General features: G+C 47.2%; 14 protein-coding genes. All 14 read left to right on the forward strand.

Annotation, left to right across the window (positions count from 1 at the left end):
* Positions 1-17 precede the first annotated feature (17 nt).
* The 14 genes from BM613_RS14970 (at position 18) to BM613_RS03975 (ending at position 16,275) form a co-directional block, all read left to right on the forward strand.
* A complete protein-coding gene (locus tag BM613_RS14970) occupies positions 18-173 on the forward strand; it encodes a hypothetical protein (protein WP_181362875.1) in 156 nt (51 codons plus the stop codon).
* The gene (locus BM613_RS03915; protein WP_109429869.1) at positions 152-1,840 is read left to right on the forward strand and encodes an FAD-dependent oxidoreductase; all 1,689 of its coding nucleotides are present in this window, start codon (positions 152-154) and stop codon (positions 1,838-1,840) included. Before BM613_RS14970 ends, BM613_RS03915 begins: the two co-directional genes overlap by 22 nt.
* 12 nt (positions 1,841-1,852) lie before the next feature.
* Positions 1,853-2,545 carry a PIG-L deacetylase family protein gene (locus BM613_RS03920; RefSeq protein ID WP_109429870.1) on the forward strand — a complete coding sequence of 231 codons (693 nt, stop codon included), beginning with the start codon at positions 1,853-1,855 and terminating at the stop codon, positions 2,543-2,545.
* A 235-nt stretch (positions 2,546-2,780) separates the two neighbouring features.
* On the forward strand, positions 2,781-4,169 hold the full coding sequence (locus tag BM613_RS03925; RefSeq protein WP_109429871.1) for a cytochrome ubiquinol oxidase subunit I: 1,389 nt from the start codon (positions 2,781-2,783) through the stop codon (positions 4,167-4,169).
* A gap of 24 nt (positions 4,170-4,193) precedes the next feature.
* On the forward strand, positions 4,194-5,207 hold the full coding sequence (gene cydB, locus BM613_RS03930) for a cytochrome d ubiquinol oxidase subunit II (protein WP_109429872.1): 1,014 nt from the start codon (positions 4,194-4,196) through the stop codon (positions 5,205-5,207).
* Between the two features lie 4 nt (positions 5,208-5,211).
* On the forward strand, positions 5,212-6,951 hold the full coding sequence (gene cydD / locus BM613_RS03935) for a thiol reductant ABC exporter subunit CydD (RefSeq protein ID WP_219930626.1): 1,740 nt from the start codon (positions 5,212-5,214) through the stop codon (positions 6,949-6,951).
* Positions 6,951-8,717: a thiol reductant ABC exporter subunit CydC gene (gene cydC, locus BM613_RS03940; protein WP_109429874.1), complete on the forward strand. Its 1,767-nt coding sequence runs from the start codon at positions 6,951-6,953 to the stop codon at positions 8,715-8,717. Before cydD ends, cydC begins: the two co-directional genes overlap by 1 nt.
* A 39-nt stretch (positions 8,718-8,756) precedes the next feature.
* A complete protein-coding gene (locus tag BM613_RS03945) occupies positions 8,757-9,395 on the forward strand; it encodes a hypothetical protein (RefSeq protein ID WP_109429875.1) in 639 nt (212 codons plus the stop codon).
* A gap of 108 nt (positions 9,396-9,503) precedes the next feature.
* Positions 9,504-10,634: an MBL fold metallo-hydrolase gene (locus BM613_RS03950; RefSeq protein WP_245926229.1), complete on the forward strand. Its 1,131-nt coding sequence runs from the start codon at positions 9,504-9,506 to the stop codon at positions 10,632-10,634.
* Between the two features lie 182 nt (positions 10,635-10,816).
* Complete coding sequence (locus tag BM613_RS03955; protein ID WP_109429876.1) at positions 10,817-12,034, forward strand: NAD(P)/FAD-dependent oxidoreductase; 1,218 nt, start codon at positions 10,817-10,819, stop codon at positions 12,032-12,034.
* Positions 12,035-12,289: 255 nt separating this feature from the next.
* Positions 12,290-12,652 carry a response regulator gene (locus BM613_RS03960; RefSeq protein ID WP_109429877.1) on the forward strand — a complete coding sequence of 121 codons (363 nt, stop codon included), beginning with the start codon at positions 12,290-12,292 and terminating at the stop codon, positions 12,650-12,652.
* A complete protein-coding gene (locus BM613_RS03965) occupies positions 12,649-14,973 on the forward strand; it encodes a chemotaxis protein CheW (RefSeq protein ID WP_109429878.1) in 2,325 nt (774 codons plus the stop codon). Before BM613_RS03960 ends, BM613_RS03965 begins: the two co-directional genes overlap by 4 nt.
* 70 nt (positions 14,974-15,043) lie before the next feature.
* Positions 15,044-15,880 (forward strand): methyl-accepting chemotaxis protein, encoded by an 837-nt coding sequence (locus tag BM613_RS15755; protein ID WP_425450682.1) that lies wholly within the window; start codon positions 15,044-15,046, stop codon positions 15,878-15,880.
* 38 nt (positions 15,881-15,918) lie between these two features.
* Positions 15,919-16,275, forward strand: coding sequence for a chemotaxis protein CheW (locus tag BM613_RS03975; RefSeq protein ID WP_109429879.1), 357 nt, complete (start codon positions 15,919-15,921; stop codon positions 16,273-16,275).
* The last annotated feature ends 78 nt before the right edge of the window (positions 16,276-16,353 follow it).

Genomic DNA, 16,353 nt, shown 5'->3' on the forward strand with positions numbered 1-16,353 from the left:
CATAGGGCATTTCGTCTATGGGCTGGCACCTGTTGTACGATCCATTTGGATATCTTAACTTAGTCTATTTGTGCTATTGGCGGATAGTCACTTTGGGGCTCGTGACAGTTTTCCCTAATGTTTATGCTGAACAGCAGGAGGCGATCTTACGATGGAAGGATCTCGCAGTTTAAGGGTAGTGATTGTCGGCGGTGTTGCGCTTGGTGCTGGCGCCGCAGCAAAAGTGCGAAGAATGGATGAATCAGCAAATATTGTGCTTATTGAAAAAGGACCACATGTTTCTTTTGCGAATTGTGGGTTACCCTATTATCTTGGTGGCGTCATTGCAGATCGCAACGACCTCTTACTGCATACACCCGCATCACTCCGGGCGCGTTTTAATATTGACGTGCGCACACGCCAGGAGGTGATCGGGATTGATCGTACGAGAAAGGTTGTGCAGGTACGGGACTTGCCAACAGGGAACATGTATGAAGAACCTTATGATAAATTAGTGCTCGCGCTCGGAGCAAAACCATTGCTTCCGCCAATCCCTGGGTTACAATTGCCAGGTGTCTTTACGGTGCGAAATGTTCCAGATGTAGATGCAATCAAGCAATGGATTGATCTCTACGATGCGAAGCGGGTAGCTGTGATCGGTGCTGGCTTTATCGGGATTGAAATTGTAGAAAATCTGCGTGATCTCGGTTTATCTGTGACTTTGATTGAAAAATCGACGCAAATATTGCCGCCTTTTGATGAGGAAATGACGACACGTGTCTATGACGAACTCGAACGGATGGGTGTTGCAACTATTTTGGGTGATGGGGTAGCTGCGTTTCACGGAGAAGATCGCGCGCAAACGGTCGTACTCGAAAGCGGCAAAGAGGTGGCAGCCGATCTTTTTATTCTTGGATTGGGCGTTCGGCCGGATGTGCAAATTGCAAAAGAGGCTGGATTAGAACTTGGGGTCGCAGGTGCGGTAAAAGTCAATGATTATCTGCAGACGAGTGACCCAGATATTTATTCTGGTGGCGACATGGCAGAAGTGAAATATCTGGTTGATGGGAAGATGCGTTGGATTGCTTTGGCCGGTTCAGCGAATAAGCAAGCGCGCATCATTGGGATGAATGTATGTGGGAGTCGTGTGAAATTTAGAGGTTCACTTGGCACGTCGATCGTCAAATTTGGTTCTGTTACAATCGGAATGACTGGAATGAGCGAAAAGGCGACAAAAGCAACGGGGATTCCGTATTTTGTTTCCTATGTTACGGCTGGGCACCATGCCTCCTATTATCCAGGCGCGCATAATCTGACGATTAAACTAGTGGTTGAAGAGAGTACGGGCCGAATTATAGGAGGCCAAGTTGTAGGTCGTGAAGGGGTAGATAAGCGAGTAGATGTTATCGCCACAGCCATTTTTGGCCGCATGACCGTCGAGGATCTAGCCGATCTCGATCTTGCGTACGCTCCGCCATTTTCGGCAGCTAAAGATCCTGTGATCATGGCTGGAATGGCAGCAGAGCACCTGTATGATGGGACGGTAGAGGCTTTAAATGAGCTGCCTAAAGATCTAGCGAAGTGGCAAATTGTTGATGTTCGCAGGCCTGATGAGGTAGCTGCCGGTATGATTGCAGGGGCGATCAATATTCCACTCGATGAATTGCGTCAACGTCTGAGTGAACTTGATTCAAAAAAGCCTATTCTTCTTTATTGTCAAGGTGGGCAACGCAGTTATTTCGCGTATCAAATGTTAAAAGGACAAGGGTTTTCCCGTGTGTATAATTTGAGTGGAGGGTATATCGTCCAAAAATTGCGCGAGCAGCAAAATGGTAATCCCTCATTAGTGACTGCTGGCTAAGGAGCGTGACACATGTTTCAGGGCAAGCGAGTGATGGTTTGTACAGCACATCCTGATGATGAGATTTTTTGTTCCGGCACGATTGCGAAAATGGTGAATAACGGGAACGAAGTCTTGCTTGTTGTCGGTACTGAAGGAGAAAAAGGGAGTCATGACCCGACTGCTACACCAGAAGGAATTGCAGCCTTGCGGCGGACAGAGTTAGAGACAGCAGCCGCAAGGCTAGGTGTTTCTTCCGTGATTCGCTTGCACTATCACGACGGAGAATTACAGTATGCAGCAGATTTAAAGGAAGTTTTATTTCGCATCGTGCGTACACATCGACCTGATGTTGTCCTGACGTTTGATCCATGGAAGCGCTATGAATTGCATTCGGATCATCGTACGATCGGGTTTGCGATGATTGAGGCAGCACATTTAGGAGCAAATTGCTGGTATTATCATGAACAGATGAAAGATCCAGGTGTGGCGTGTCACAAAAGTAGGGAATTGTATTTGTTTAACTGTGATGAGCCAAATTACTACGTGGATATTTCAGACGTATGGGAACAGAAATTACACGCGGCTTCCGCTCACTGCAGTCAATTTGGCGATAAAAAACTGACGGAAAACGATGTGCGAAGATTGACGAACCGCTTAAACCCAAACGATCAAATTACGATTGAACCCATGCATAAAATGTGGCAATCTGATTTGTACCTTTAATGCACGTGCGCCATTTATCCGCACTACTTAGGTGAGGGGTAAACGGGAAAGTAATCGACGCAAACGTTATGTAAAGGCAGCGTACAAATCCAACTGTGAGAAATTGTTCATGAACCCTCTTTGTTTAGTCTTAATGGACTAGATAAGAGGGTTCATTTTAATCTCCAACAAAGTTTCCAAAAGCAGTGTAATGAAGATGACCCTTAGGGGAATCTTTAAATAGGAGGTATACGGTATGGAGCAGTTGATCTTTGCTCGTCTGCAATTTGGCGAAACTACCGTATTTCATTTCCTGTTCGTTCCACTCACGATTGGTTTGGCTTTTTTATTGGCCGTTATGGAGACCATCTACGTGCGAACGGGGGATGAGACATATCGCAAGATGCTTAAGTTTTGGGGAAAGCTTTTTCTTATCAACTTTGCAATTGGTGTAGTCACAGGAATTATGCAAGAATTCCAGTTTGGCATGAACTGGTCAAATTATTCTCGTTTTGTCGGGGATGTGTTTGGCGCACCGCTTGCGATTGAAGCATTGCTTGCCTTTTTTATGGAATCTACTTTCCTTGGTGTCTGGATGTTTGGGTGGGATCGCGTGTCAAAGCGCGTACATCTTATGTCCATCTGGCTGGTGTCGATTGGGACTGCAATCTCGGCATTTTGGATTTTGACAGCGAACTCATTCATGCAAGAACCCGTTGGCTATACGATTCGCAATGGCCATGCAGAGATGTCGAACTTCTTGGCGTTGTTAGGTAATACACAGTTGTGGCTGGAATTTCCGCACACGTTGATGGGGGCATTTGTAACTGGTTCATTTTTTGTCCTTGGAGTAAGCGCTTATCATTTACTAAAGAAAAATTACGTGGACTTGTTTAAGAAATCATTTCAAGTGGGTATCATAGTCGCAACAATTAGTAGTGTGCTCGTTGTGGCCATTGGTCATGCGCAAGCACAGCACTTAGTGACGGCGCAACCAATGAAAATGGCAGCTTCTGAAGCTCTGTGGAATACGAGTCCAGAACATGCACCATGGACTATTGTGGCAGGTATTAACACAGCAGAACACAAAGACACATTTAAAATCCAAGTTCCTTATGTTTTAAGCATCTTAGCGTACGACAGCTTGTCTGGTAAAGTTGAAGGGATGAATCAGATCCAGGCGCAATATGTGCAAAAATATGGCCCGGGCAACTATATCCCCCCAGTACCTGTTACGTTTTGGAGTTTCCGAATCATGGTACTTGCTGGGACAATCATGATGTTGCTCGCTTTATTTGGGGCTTATTTAATGTTGCGTAAAAAAGAGTTGCTTCATCATCCCAAATTTTTGAAGTGGCTGGTTTGGGCTATTCCACTTCCCTTCATTGCGAATACGACTGGGTGGTTAATGACAGAAATTGGGCGTCAACCATGGATCGTTTTTGGTTTGCAAAAGACGGCCCAAGCAGTTTCTCCTACTGTGTCGGCAGGGGAAGTGTTGACGACGATGATCGGATTCGCACTTATTTATGGAGTTTTTGGGGTTGTCGAGGTGTATTTGCTAGTTAAAAACGTGCGTCTTGGTCCTGATGAGCATGTGCATAGTGACGAGTCAGTCAACGAGTCGGTTCCATCGCTGTTTTAATGTAGATGTGAAGGAGGGACAGATATGAATCTCGATGTTTTATGGTTTGTCATCATCGCTATTTTGTTCGTCGGGTACTTCTTTCTTGAAGGATTTGACTTTGGCGTCGGAATGTTGATTCCTTTTATCGGGAAAACAGACACAGATCGCCGGGTGATGATTAATAGTATTGGACCATTTTGGGATGGCAATGAAGTTTGGCTGATCACTGCTGGGGGCGCTTTGTTCGCAGCGTTTCCCAACTGGTATGCGACGCTTTTTAGCGGCTTTTATCTTGCTCTGTTTCTGATGTTGTTAGCGTTGATCGCGCGTGGTGTTGCATTTGAATATCGCAGCAAAGAGCAAAATCCTACTTGGCGTGCAATCTGGGATTGGCTGATCGTACTTGGCAGTGCTGGACCTGCATTTTTATGGGGGGTAGCGCTGGCAGACATGATGAAAGGCGTTCCTATTGATGCAAACATGAATTATGTCGGTTCGTTTTTTGATCTGTTAACCCCCTATTCATTACTTGTCGGTGCAGCGATGGTCCTTATGTTTACACTGCATGGCGCGCTCTTCTTATCGTTAAAAACAGAAGGGGTCGTGCAAGAACGTGCAGCAAAAGCTGCATTGCGTGTTGGTGGGCCTGCCACAACATTGCTTGTGCTTGTCGTAATTCTGAGCTATTTTACAACGGATATGTTTCGCAAGATGGGAATTGATCCAGGCCCAGTGCCTCTATTAGCTGGCCTAGCGTTGCTCTCTGTGCGGTATTTTATTGGTGCAAAGCGCTTTGGCTGGGCGTTTGCCATGACCGGTGTGACGATTGCCTTATCTACAGTCACTGTGTTTTTAGGTCTCTTCCCACGCGTGATGGTCAGTAGTTTAAATCCAAACTGGAGTTTAACAATATACAACGCGGCTTCAAATCATTACAGTCTCGTCGTGATGTCAATCGTCGCGGTGACGCTCGTTCCGTTTGTGCTTGCTTATCAAATCTGGACGTACTGGACGTTTAAGAAACGCGTAACTCCAGCCGACCATTTGGACTACTAAGATGATGGACCGTAAACTTTTTTCTCACATTCGAAGCGCGCGTGTGTTGCTTATTCTCACAGTGGGGTTAGGACTTACCGGTGGATTTTTGGCAGTGGCACAAGCGCAATTTCTAGCGAGGATCGTGACGCAAGTATTTTTGCGTCACGCTTCGCTGGTTCTTGTCTATCCAGCGCTACTGACACTGCTTGGGATCATTGGATTACGTGCACTTGCTGCATTTGGCAGTGAAGCGGCCGCTGGACAAGTTGCGGCGAAAGTGAAGATGGATGTACGAGAACGTTTGTTGAGTCACTTAGCTAAACTGGGTCCAACCTATGCAAAAGGGGAACAAAGCGGGGAGATTGCACTTACGATTGTAGATGGTGTGGAGGCACTCGAACCCTACCTCGCGCGTTACTTGCCTCAAGTAGCACTTTCTGCATTTGTTCCTCTAACAATTCTTGCTTTCGTCTTTTGGAATGATCCTCTTTCTGGGGTAATTCTAGCTGTCACAGCACCACTGATTCCATTTTTTATGATTTTAATTGGAAAAGGTGCTCAAGTGATCAGCGATCGTCAATGGAAAGCATTAAGTTTATTGTCTGCCCATTTTGTCGACGTGGTGCAAGGACTTACGACTTTAAAGATTTTTAATCGCAGTCGCGATCAAATTGAAGTCATTGCGCGCATTAGTGATGACTACCGCAAAGCGACGATGGCTTCTTTGCGTATTGCTTTTTTGTCGGCGCTTGTTCTTGAACTGCTTACGACACTTAGCACGGCGATTGTCGCGGTGACAATTGGATTACGCTTGATCGCAGGGGATCTCCCCTTTTCAAACGCATTTTTTGTCTTGTTATTAGCTCCAGAGTTTTATCTGCCGATTCGCTTGCTCGGAACACAGTATCATGTGGGACGTGATGGTGTGACTGCTGCAAAGCGAATTGTAGAGATTTTAGAGACAGAGCCTGCAGTGAAGGGGAGTTCTACGGCTACATTGCGTAAACCCATTACACTTGGTCGCATTGCTTTTGAGCATGTAGGCTACACATATGCGAATGCTCCTCAGCCTACGCTGCGCGATATCAGCTTTCAGGCAGAACCCATGCAGATGCTGGCGATCGTAGGTGCTAGTGGTGCGGGCAAATCGACGATTGCTGACTTGCTTCTTGGATTTATACAGCCTACTGTGGGACGCATTTCAATTGATGATGTGGATTTGCGCGATGTGCCACTTGGTTGGTGGCGTGAACAGGTTGCTTGGCTTCCGCAGCAGCCGCATCTGTTTTATGGCACGATCGCCGATAATTTGCGCATGGCAAATCCCGCGTGTAGTGATCTTGAAATGATTGCTGCAGCGAAAAAAGCCGGTGCAGATGAATTTATTCGCACTTTTGCTGACGGGTACCAAACGTTTGTTGGTGAGCGCGGTGCGCGTCTAAGTGGTGGGCAGTTGCAACGCATTGCGCTGGCCAGAGCATTTCTAAAAGAGAGTGAAATTTTACTGCTCGATGAGCCTACTTCAGCTTTAGATGCAGAAACGGAATGGGTAATTCAAGGTGCGTTACGCCAATTGCGCCAAAATCGAACGGTGATTGTTATTGCACATCGGATTCATACGATTGAACGTGCGGATCACATTTTAGTGATGCATGAAGGGACAATTCAACAAGCTGGGAAACATCGCGAGTTGTTACGCGAACCTGGGTTATATCGCGAACTGGTGCTGGCTTATTCGAAAACAGCGGGGGAGGGAGCCTAATGCGTACACTGCTTAGATTTCTGCGCCCCTATGGGTGGTTAGTCGCATTATCGATCGTTTCGGGTTTTTTTGCGGTAGGTGCGAATATTGGGTTGATGGCGACATCGGGGTACCTCATTGCGCGAGCCGCGTTGCGGCCGGAAACTGTGCTGTTACTCTGGGTTCCGATCGTAGGCGTGCGTTTTTTTGGCATATCGCGCGCCGTATTTCGCTATATTGAGCGATTGGCGTCACATGACTTGACATTTCGCATGCTTGCGCGGATACGTGTTTATGCCTATGAGCGGTTGGAACCGTTAGCGCCAGCAAACTTGCTTGCGAGACGGACGGGGGATGTGGTGTCAGCGCTCGTCGCAGATGTTGATTTTTTACAGAACTTCTTTTTGCGCATTGTCTCTCCTGTGATTGTATTTATCCTCGCGCTCGGGTTGTCTTACCTAATCGATGCACAATTCTCCGTTTTGCTTGGCGTCTCGCTTGTGATTAGCCTTCTTGTCGCTGGTGCAGTTGTACCTGGACTCACTTTTTGGCTTGGGAAAAAAAGTGGTGAAGAATTAGTTACTTTGCGCAGTGAGTATTATGCAATCGTTCTCGATTTGATGAAAGGAATGGCTGAGTTATTGGCGTTTGGGCAATATGAGGCGCTGGTTGCGCGGTTGACGGCATTACAGCGAAAAATTTCGCGTCGGCAGCGTTTCATGAGCAGGTTAAACGGCGTTTCGACGGGGGTACTCGTGCTGATCAATCACGGGGCGATGTGGATCAGTTTGGTCATTGCGATTCCCCTCGTCGCCACATCAAAAATTCCAGGATATGACTTAGCGGTTATTGCGCTAACAGCACTAGCTAGTTTTGAAGCTGCGTCAAGTCTGCCTCAAGCCTATCAGTATCTAGGGCAGACGCTACAAGCTTTTAAGCGCGTAAAAGAGTTAGTTGGTCCTGACTCTCTGATCGCTGAAAGTGGAGAGCCCATTGGGAATGACCAGGCACATGATCTAGTGATTCGTGATCTGTATTTTCGTTATCGGCAGGATGAACCAGATATCTTAAAAGGGCTTGACCTTACTTTGCCATTTGGTAAGCATGTGGCCATTGTCGGGGAAAGTGGGGTAGGGAAAAGTACGATTTTACAATTGTTGTTGCGGTTTTGGGAATATGATCGTGGATCGATTGTGTTTGACGGAAAAGAGTTGCGAGAGTTAGATGCTAGTTCGTTGCGCGCGTGTTTTGCAGTTGTAGAGCAAGCGCCACATATTTTCCAAGCGACGCTTGCTGACAATTTACGTGTGGCCAGTCGTAAGATAAGCCAAGAACGGTGGCAGCAAGCGATGAAGATTTCGAAGTTTGATACTGTGCTTGCGCAAATGGTAGATGGAGAGCAAACGCTCGCTGGAGAATGGGGAACTCGTTTGTCTGGTGGTGAAGCGCAGCGCTTAGCAATTGCGCGAGCTTTGTTAGTAGATGCACCCATCTATCTCTTAGATGAGCCCACACGTGGACTTGATTCGGTCACGGCTCGCCAGGTGTTGCAGGGGATCGAAGAGGTGACGCGGGGGCGCAGCTTATTGTTAATCACTCATCGCTTGACAGGACTCGAAATGATGGACGAGATTTTTGTCATGCATGACGGTAAAGTGGTTGAACGTGGCACTCATCAGCAATTGCTGGAGATAGGTGGAAGGTATCGGAGCTTATATGACCGTCAGTATGTGGAGCAACAATTGGATTGCATTCAGCCAAGCGCAGGTGCAGCAGTTCATTCATAGTAAAGTAAGTTTTGCGCGTAAGGGACAGGGGAAAGGGGAATGAAGATGCGACGTTTGAGCACGCACTCTGTCGCACGTATGGTGCAGTGGCTGTCTGAACTCGATGAAAGAGTACTTCTTTATATGCGCAATCGCGCCACGCTCTTCGCAGCACTGATCGGCGCTTCTTTGTTGCTGTGGTCAGTAGTCACTGAAAATGGCTTCCTAAGTGCGGAAGTCATCTTAGCGGGAGCTGTTGGCTATGCGCTCGGTTTTGTTCCGGCGATTGCAGGGGGTATTTTCATTAATGGCATCGAGATTGCACTGCACTATGGACATCCTCTACATGTTCCGACTTTGCTTGTACAGTTTTTTGGCTGTTCGAGTATTGCGTGGCTTGGACATGTGCACAAAATGGTTGCAAGGCGTGCGCGCGAGCAGCAAGAGCGCGATGTAACTGTACGCGCTCAAATTGTTCCGTGGACACTCGTGAATGAAGTACGCAATTCTTTGCTGGCTATGCGTTTGTTGCTATTTTCAAACAAGTTGGACCGCAATTCAGATCCAAACAATCTAAAACTAGTGCAAGCAGAACTCTTACGATTGGAATCGTTATTTAAAGAACTGCATGAAGAGCAGGTTCATCCAGGAGATTTAGACAAAGGGTCAGAACAAACGACGCAAAAAAAGAATGCCTAAAATAGTCTTTCTGAATTAGTCCTTTTGGATCATGCGCATATACCCCATAGGGTATATGCTTTGATTGTCTTTAAAAGACAACACATCGTGGTAAAGGAGTGGGTTTGCTTGGTACAAACCATTACAGCAAAAGAGTTACACGATAAAATGAACCAGGGAGAAACGGTCATTTTAGACGTGCGTGCTTCAGCAGCTTATCTAGAATGGCATATCGACCATAAAAATGCGCGTCTACTTAATATTCAAACCTCCAAGCTAAAAGCAAACGGACCAGAAGCGTATCCAGAAATACCGCGCGATAAAGAAATCGTATGCGTATGTGCACAAGGCAATGCCAGTCAGGAAGCGGCTCAAATTCTAAATGACCACGGGTATCAAGCGGTCAGTCTTGATGATGGAATGAGTGCATGGAGTGAGTTTTACTATCCAGTCACAGTCGTTAAATCAGATGATCTTGAATTGATTCAAGTTGTTCGTCCAGCGAAAGGCTGCTTGTCTTATGTACTGATTTCTGGTGATGAAGCACTTGTCGTTGACCCTGCACGCCATGTGGAAGTGTATGATCAGATTGCAAAAGATCACGGTGTGCAAATTCAGCATATTCTCGATACGCATTGTCATGCCGATCACATCTCTGGTGGGCCGGCGCTTGCGAAACAAGTGGATGCAAAATATTGGGTGGCGCCAAGTGAAATGGAAGGTGGCAAGATTTCATTCGATCCCCTAGAAGACGGGTTGCGTTTCTCATTTGGCACTTCAAAACTTGAGGTGTTAGCCATTCCTACTCCTGGTCATACACCTGGAAGTACTTCGTTTTTTGTCAATGACAAGTTTTTGCTCTCTGGCGACACGGTGTTCGTGAGTGGTCTTGGTCGTCCGGACCTTGGTGGAAAGGCTGAAGAATGGGCTGCGATGCTTTATGAGACGGTAAATACAAAGTTAAATAAGATTGAGGATGATGTACTCATTCTTCCAGCTCACTTTTCTGGATCGGATGAAATCACCGAAAGTGGGTATGTGGGAGCTCAGTTTGAGGCGATTCGCTCGACAAATCACTTGTTGCAAGGTGTATCAGAAGAAGAATTTACAGATGCTGTCGCAAGTAAAGTGGGTCTTACCCCGCCGAACTATACGACGATTGTCAGTATCAACCGCGGGTTAGAAGCTCCCTCTGAAGAAGAGGCAACCGAGCTTGAGATTGGCCCGAATCGCTGTGCAGTCAAACATTTGGTTGGCTAGTTGATTTTTCGCGAGCTTATCTTTTCAGCGCATTCTCGTTCGTAATTTAAAACGAGAATGCGCTTGTTTTATTTTTGTAACGATTACGCTCCTTCCATGGATTGTATTCCTATTTATTTGCTTTATACTTATATTGTAATCTATTATTTGGCTTTGTGATCCATATAAAGGAGGCTTTTATTTTGCATAAATTAGTTATTCTAGGTGGTGGATTCGGGGGATTAACTGTATTTCATCACGTGGCAAAGTGGGCGCGTGAATATCAAGTGGAAATTACAGTGATCGATGAGCGAGAGACTTTTTTAGTCAAGCCTTCTTTGCCAGAAGTCTCTCTGGGAGAAAAGTCTGTGCGTGAGATTACCTTTCCTTTGCGGCAAGTTGTAGAATCTTATGGCACATTTATTCGTAATCGCGTCAATCGCATTGATCCTGTTGCACAAAAAGTTTATTTAGAAGAAGGTGTGGCCGTTTCGTATGACTTTTTAGTCATCGCACTTGGGGCTAAAAAGCATTTTGGTGAGATTCCTGGATTCGCGGACTATGGACATTCGATGTGTACGGACGTTTTAGCACCGCGTCTAGCGAAAGCGATTGAGCAATTCGATAAAGGCAACATTGTCATTGGTTCGATGCAAGTTAAACAGGCTACGCGTCTTCCTGAAGTTCCTTATCTCAAGGCAGCATGTGAAGGTCCAGTTGGAGAAGTGGCTTTTATGATTGATGTGGCATTGCGCAAGAGGGGAAAACGCGATGACGCTCGCGTGGTGTGTTTTAGTCCATCGCCGATTTTCTTTGAAGATGTAGGAGATAAGGTGCATGAGGCGTTTGGCGATCTCGCGCAGAAGCATCAAGTCGAAGTAATTACGGATAAAATCGTTAGGAAAATCGAACGAGATTATGTTGAATTTGATGACGGCAGTACACTTGAATCTGCGCTGACCATTATGATTCCGGCGTACTATGGTCCAGATGCTGTGGCGAATTCAGGATTGGGCGATGAAGCTGGATTTGCGCCTACAAATGAACAATTTCAACATCTCGATTATGCGAACATCTATGCGATCGGCGATGGGGCGTCGCGCACGGTTCCAAAATTAGGACACTTAGCTGTGGAGCAAGGAAATGTTGTAGCAAGTCATTTAAAGCAGACGCTCACCGGTCGTGGAGAAGTTCTTCCGTATGAGCCGGAAGTATTTTGTATTATGAATATGGGGAATCGCAAAGCAATGTTGATTCGCTCGAACACTCTATACGGTGGACAAAGGGATTTTGCCTATTATGGACAAGTCTCGAGTTTAATGAAATCATCCTTTGATGAATATATGTTGCGCTTTAAAGGAAAAATGCCCCCAGATATGTTACAGCGTCTTTTGAATGTCTATCTTGGACGTTTAGAATAGAGCGTGTTACAAACACCACACCTAACGAACTTCAAGCTGTTGCTTGTGACGTTCTTGAGGTGTGGTGTTGCTTTTGTCTACAAGAAAACTCCCGTGATCGGTAGTACTAGTTCGTTTGAACTAGTCTAAAGTGAGCTTCACTACATCATTTAGTCTGGTTTATATCTACCTTAAGTTGCTAAAATAGTGTACAAAGAGAGTAGCATTTTACATGTTACTTCGTTTGATTTGAATTCGGGAGAGGGGTTTCTACATATGGCAAATATTCTCGTGGTGGACGATGCTGCGTTCATGCGCATGATGGTTAAAACAATGGTTGAACGGGCTGGACATCATGTGATTGCCGAGGCACAAAATGGGCAGGAGGCAGTAGCGCTCTACCATCAACACAAACCAGACTTAGTGACAATGGATATCACGATGCCTGAGATGGATGGGATAGAGGCAGTAAAGCAGATTAAAAGTCAAGATGCCCACGCTAAGGTGATCATGTGTTCGGCCATGGGGCAGCAGCAAATGGTTATTGAAGCCATTCAAAGTGGGGCGAGTGATTTTGTGGTTAAGCCGTTTCAGGAACCGCGATTACTGGAAGCCATTCAAAAGGTGTTGGCAAAATGAATGAATATTTGACGATGTTTATCGACGAAACGCGGGAGCATCTGCAAGCGTGGTCAGATGGCATGCTGACGCTTGAGAAACACGCGGACGCAGAGACGATCGCGACAATTTTTCGCGCGGCACATACGATTAAAGGCATGGCCATGACGATGGGTTTTACGCGCATGGGCGAGGTGACGCACAAGGCGGAAAACCTGCTGGACGAAGTGCGCCAAGGCAAGCGGGTTGTGGATTCTGAGCTTGTTGACACGCTGTTTCACAGCCTTGATGTGTTAGAAAGTTTGTTGGCCGACGTAGAAGAAACAGCGCAGGAGCGCGAAGAGATCGCGCTTGCAGCAGCAGGGACACAGGCAAAAGAGCAAGTGCAAGCGGCGCTTGTGGAACAAGCGGCAGGGGCTGTTGCGCTTGCGGAGCAGCCAGCGTCTGCTCCGGCAGATGCGGCGGGGACGAACGAGATTGTGCGCAGTGTCGCGCATCGGGCGATGGAACAAGGGCGGCGCGTCTATGAACTGCGCATTGGGTTTGCACCAGAGTGCGTGATGCCGATGGCGCGGTTTGCGCAACTGTTGCAGCGCGTGGACCAAAATGAGCTATTGATGACCATTCCAGATGCAGCTGTGCTCGAACAGGGGGACTACACGGGGGAGATCGTGCTAGTACTAGCGACGCTTGAGGATGTCGAAGCGCTGTTAGGACGCGTGACAGACATCTCAGAACTTGAGATAGAGACGGTGCGCGAGTGGCGGATGAGTGAAGCAGGGGCGGCAGAGCCGTCGCAAAATCTACTGCCAAGCACGCGGATTACCGAAGATGATCATGTAGTGAAAGTCGTGCAAGCAGCGCTCAAACAAGGGAAGCGCGTCTATGAAGTGGGTGTGCGGCTACATGTTGACACGGTGCTAAAGAGTGCGCGCATGTACATGGTGTTTGAGGCCGTGGGTGGACAGGATCAGTTGTTATATACGCGACCTGGGATGCGGGAGATCGAAGATGAGGCATTTTCACGCGACGTGCTGTTTGTCATGTGGAGTACGGAGGAAGTGGGGGCGATCAAGCGGGCGGTCGAAGGAGTAGCAGACATCGAACTCGTGCAGTTGCGGGAGTGGACAGAAACTGACGGATCAGCGCAGGCGGGGCCGAACTTAGTACAGGGGAATGCGCGCTCGCAAAAAGGGGAAGCGAAGGCGAAAAAGGCGAGTGCGACAGTGCGCGTGGATGTGGACAAGCTGGATTTGCTGATGAACTTGTTCTCGGAGATCGCAATTGATAAGACGCGATTTGAGAGTTTGGCGGCGGAATTTGGGGATGCACGACTCGTAGAGACCGTTGCGCATATGAGTCGAGCGACCAATGACTTGCAAGAGTTGATTATGTCAATTCGGATGATTCCTGTAGGGAGTGTGTTTCAACGCTTTCCGCGGATGGTGCGAGACACTGCGCGCAGCTTGGGCAAAGCGATCGAATTTACGATGAGTGGAGAAGAGACGGAACTCGATCGGATGGTTGTGGAGGAGTTGGCGGATCCGCTGATGCATTTGTTGCGAAATTCGCTGGATCACGGGATTGAAGCGGGCAAAGACAGGCGTCAGCGCGGGAAAGAGGAGACGGGGCAAATCGCGCTGCGTGCGTATCCGGTAGGGAATCGCGTGGTCATCGAAGTCGAGGATGATGGAGGAGGGATCGACCGGGCGCGCGTGCTACGGAAAGCGGTGGAGCGCGGGCTTGTGAGTGCGAGTGAGAGCGAAGGACTCTCCGATGCAGAAGTGTATCGGTTGCTGTTTGCGTCGGGGTTTTCGACAGCAGATACAGTAACTGATTTATCGGGGCGCGGCGTTGGGTTGGATGTGGTCAAGTCAAAGATTGAGTCGTTGTCAGGGCGAGTGGAGGTAGAGAGCCAAGAGGGGCAAGGGACGAAGTTTACGATCACATTGCCAGTGACGCTGGCGTTGCTACAGAGCATTATGGTGCGCATAGACGAACATCCGTTTGCAGTGCCGCTGGCAGCGATCGAGGAGATTCAAGAGGAGCCAGAGAGCAGGCGACTTGGGGAGCAAGAAGTGGTTGTGTGGCGGGGGCAAGTGACGCCGCTTGTGCGCGCGCGGACGACCTTTGGATTAGGAGTTGCCAAGGAGCGCGGGCATGTATTGTACGTGATGCGTGGGCGTGAGCACATGGGACTGGTGGTCGATGATGTTGTCGCGCAGCAAGAGGTGGTGTTAAAGCCGTTGCCAAAAGCGGTGAAAGATGTGGCGTACTTCGCTGGGGCGACGATCCTCGGGGATGGACAAGTGGCCCTCGTACTTGATCCTGGGGCTTTCTAATCGTGTAATTCCCTAGAGTACAAGAAAACGGATACGTAATAGATAAGAGAGTCTGAAGGAGCGAGAACACGTGGAGATAGTAGAAGCAGTGGTTGCAACGGCAGATGTTTATTTTGAAACTTTAAGAAGGTTTGGTAACTTTTATTTCGCTGCGTGTGATTTAGAAAAAATTGTTGCGGCAAAATGGACGGAGGCATTTGACCTCAATGTGCGAGTTGGTGATCCATTAAATCCTAAATGGTTAATCGCTCAAGCTGCTCATACAGGGAAGGTACAGGAAACAGTAGTAGATCGCGAGCATACGACATTAAATCACTCTTATATGGGTAAGGCGATCCCACTTTTTATGGATGGAACATGTGTAGGTGCATTAGGATTCTATCTTTCCACAGATCGTTTAGATAAGCAGAATCATTTTGTATCTGAAGTACACGAACTTGTTCAATCACTTCAAAGCATTAGCGATACGTTTATGGATACTGCTCAACACGTACATGCGATTCAGGAACAGATCAATGAGGAAATGGGTGACTTTGTAAATCGTTTTTCGAATATGCAAGAGGCGAGTAAGACGATTCAAAATATCGCTGCACAGACGAATCTGCTCGGGTTAAACGCAGCGATCGAAGCAGCGCGTGCTGGAGAACACGGGAGAGGGTTTTCTGTAGTCGCTGATGAAGTACGTAAGTTATCGAATGATTCAAAGACGTTTGCCAGTGAAATTCATACCGCGATACAAACATTGACCGATTCGGTTCGCTTATTGCAAAAGAAGGCAGAATCGATTTATCAAGTAGGTGAGGAACAAACAGCAAGTGCGAGTGAAATTCGAGATTTAGCGTTGAAAGTTGAAACAATGGCAGGAGAGTTGAAAGATTTATTTCTATCTGATGAAGTGATCGGATAGGGGAATACATAAGACTGCTTAAAAAGGGGGGGAGTTCAATGAAATTTGTTGTTTATCGCTTAGCAGATACTCAATATGCAACGCCTGTCGAACAGATTGAATCAATTGAACGGCTGCTTCCTATTCGCCCTGTTCCAGGATCTGAGAATTTCGAGTTAGGTGTGGCTAATTTACGTGGAACTGTGATTTCAGTTCAAGATTTGCGCAAAAAATTAGGAGTAGAGGCTGCAGAGCCTGATCAAGAAGCCCGTCTTTTAATCGCTCAAGGAATTGGATATCTCGTTGATGCAGCGCTTGATGTAATCGATGTTGACGATTCACAGTGGGAACGAGTAGCTGGAGGACGAGTCTGGAATCGGGGAGATACACTCGTTTTAGAGTATAGCCTTGTTTAAAGGGAGAGAACAAAGAAGAAAGCAGTGCGCAAACAGCAGATCAGTTTGCGCACTGCTTTTTAAGTATCGATTGATAAG

The sequence above is a fragment of the Sulfoacidibacillus thermotolerans genome (assembly GCF_003144315.1).
Classification (GTDB): domain Bacteria; phylum Bacillota; class Bacilli; order Alicyclobacillales; family SLC66; genus Sulfoacidibacillus; species Sulfoacidibacillus thermotolerans.

What these genes read in the sequence shown, in the direction of transcription:
- BM613_RS14970 (WP_181362875.1), top strand. Translation starts at nt 18, where the DNA reads ATGGGCTGGCACCTGTTGTACGATCCATTTGGATATCTTAACTTAGTC.
- BM613_RS03915 (WP_109429869.1), top strand. Translation starts at nt 152, where the DNA reads ATGGAAGGATCTCGCAGTTTAAGGGTAGTGATTGTCGGCGGTGTTGCG.
- BM613_RS03920 (WP_109429870.1), top strand. Translation starts at nt 1,853, where the DNA reads ATGTTTCAGGGCAAGCGAGTGATGGTTTGTACAGCACATCCTGATGAT.
- BM613_RS03925 (WP_109429871.1), top strand. Translation starts at nt 2,781, where the DNA reads ATGGAGCAGTTGATCTTTGCTCGTCTGCAATTTGGCGAAACTACCGTA.
- cydB (WP_109429872.1), top strand. Translation starts at nt 4,194, where the DNA reads ATGAATCTCGATGTTTTATGGTTTGTCATCATCGCTATTTTGTTCGTC.
- cydD (WP_219930626.1), top strand. Translation starts at nt 5,212, where the DNA reads ATGGACCGTAAACTTTTTTCTCACATTCGAAGCGCGCGTGTGTTGCTT.
- cydC (WP_109429874.1), top strand. Translation starts at nt 6,951, where the DNA reads ATGCGTACACTGCTTAGATTTCTGCGCCCCTATGGGTGGTTAGTCGCA.
- BM613_RS03945 (WP_109429875.1), top strand. Translation starts at nt 8,757, where the DNA reads ATGAAGATGCGACGTTTGAGCACGCACTCTGTCGCACGTATGGTGCAG.
- BM613_RS03960 (WP_109429877.1), top strand. Translation starts at nt 12,290, where the DNA reads ATGGCAAATATTCTCGTGGTGGACGATGCTGCGTTCATGCGCATGATG.
- BM613_RS03965 (WP_109429878.1), top strand. Translation starts at nt 12,649, where the DNA reads ATGAATGAATATTTGACGATGTTTATCGACGAAACGCGGGAGCATCTG.
- BM613_RS03975 (WP_109429879.1), top strand. Translation starts at nt 15,919, where the DNA reads ATGAAATTTGTTGTTTATCGCTTAGCAGATACTCAATATGCAACGCCT.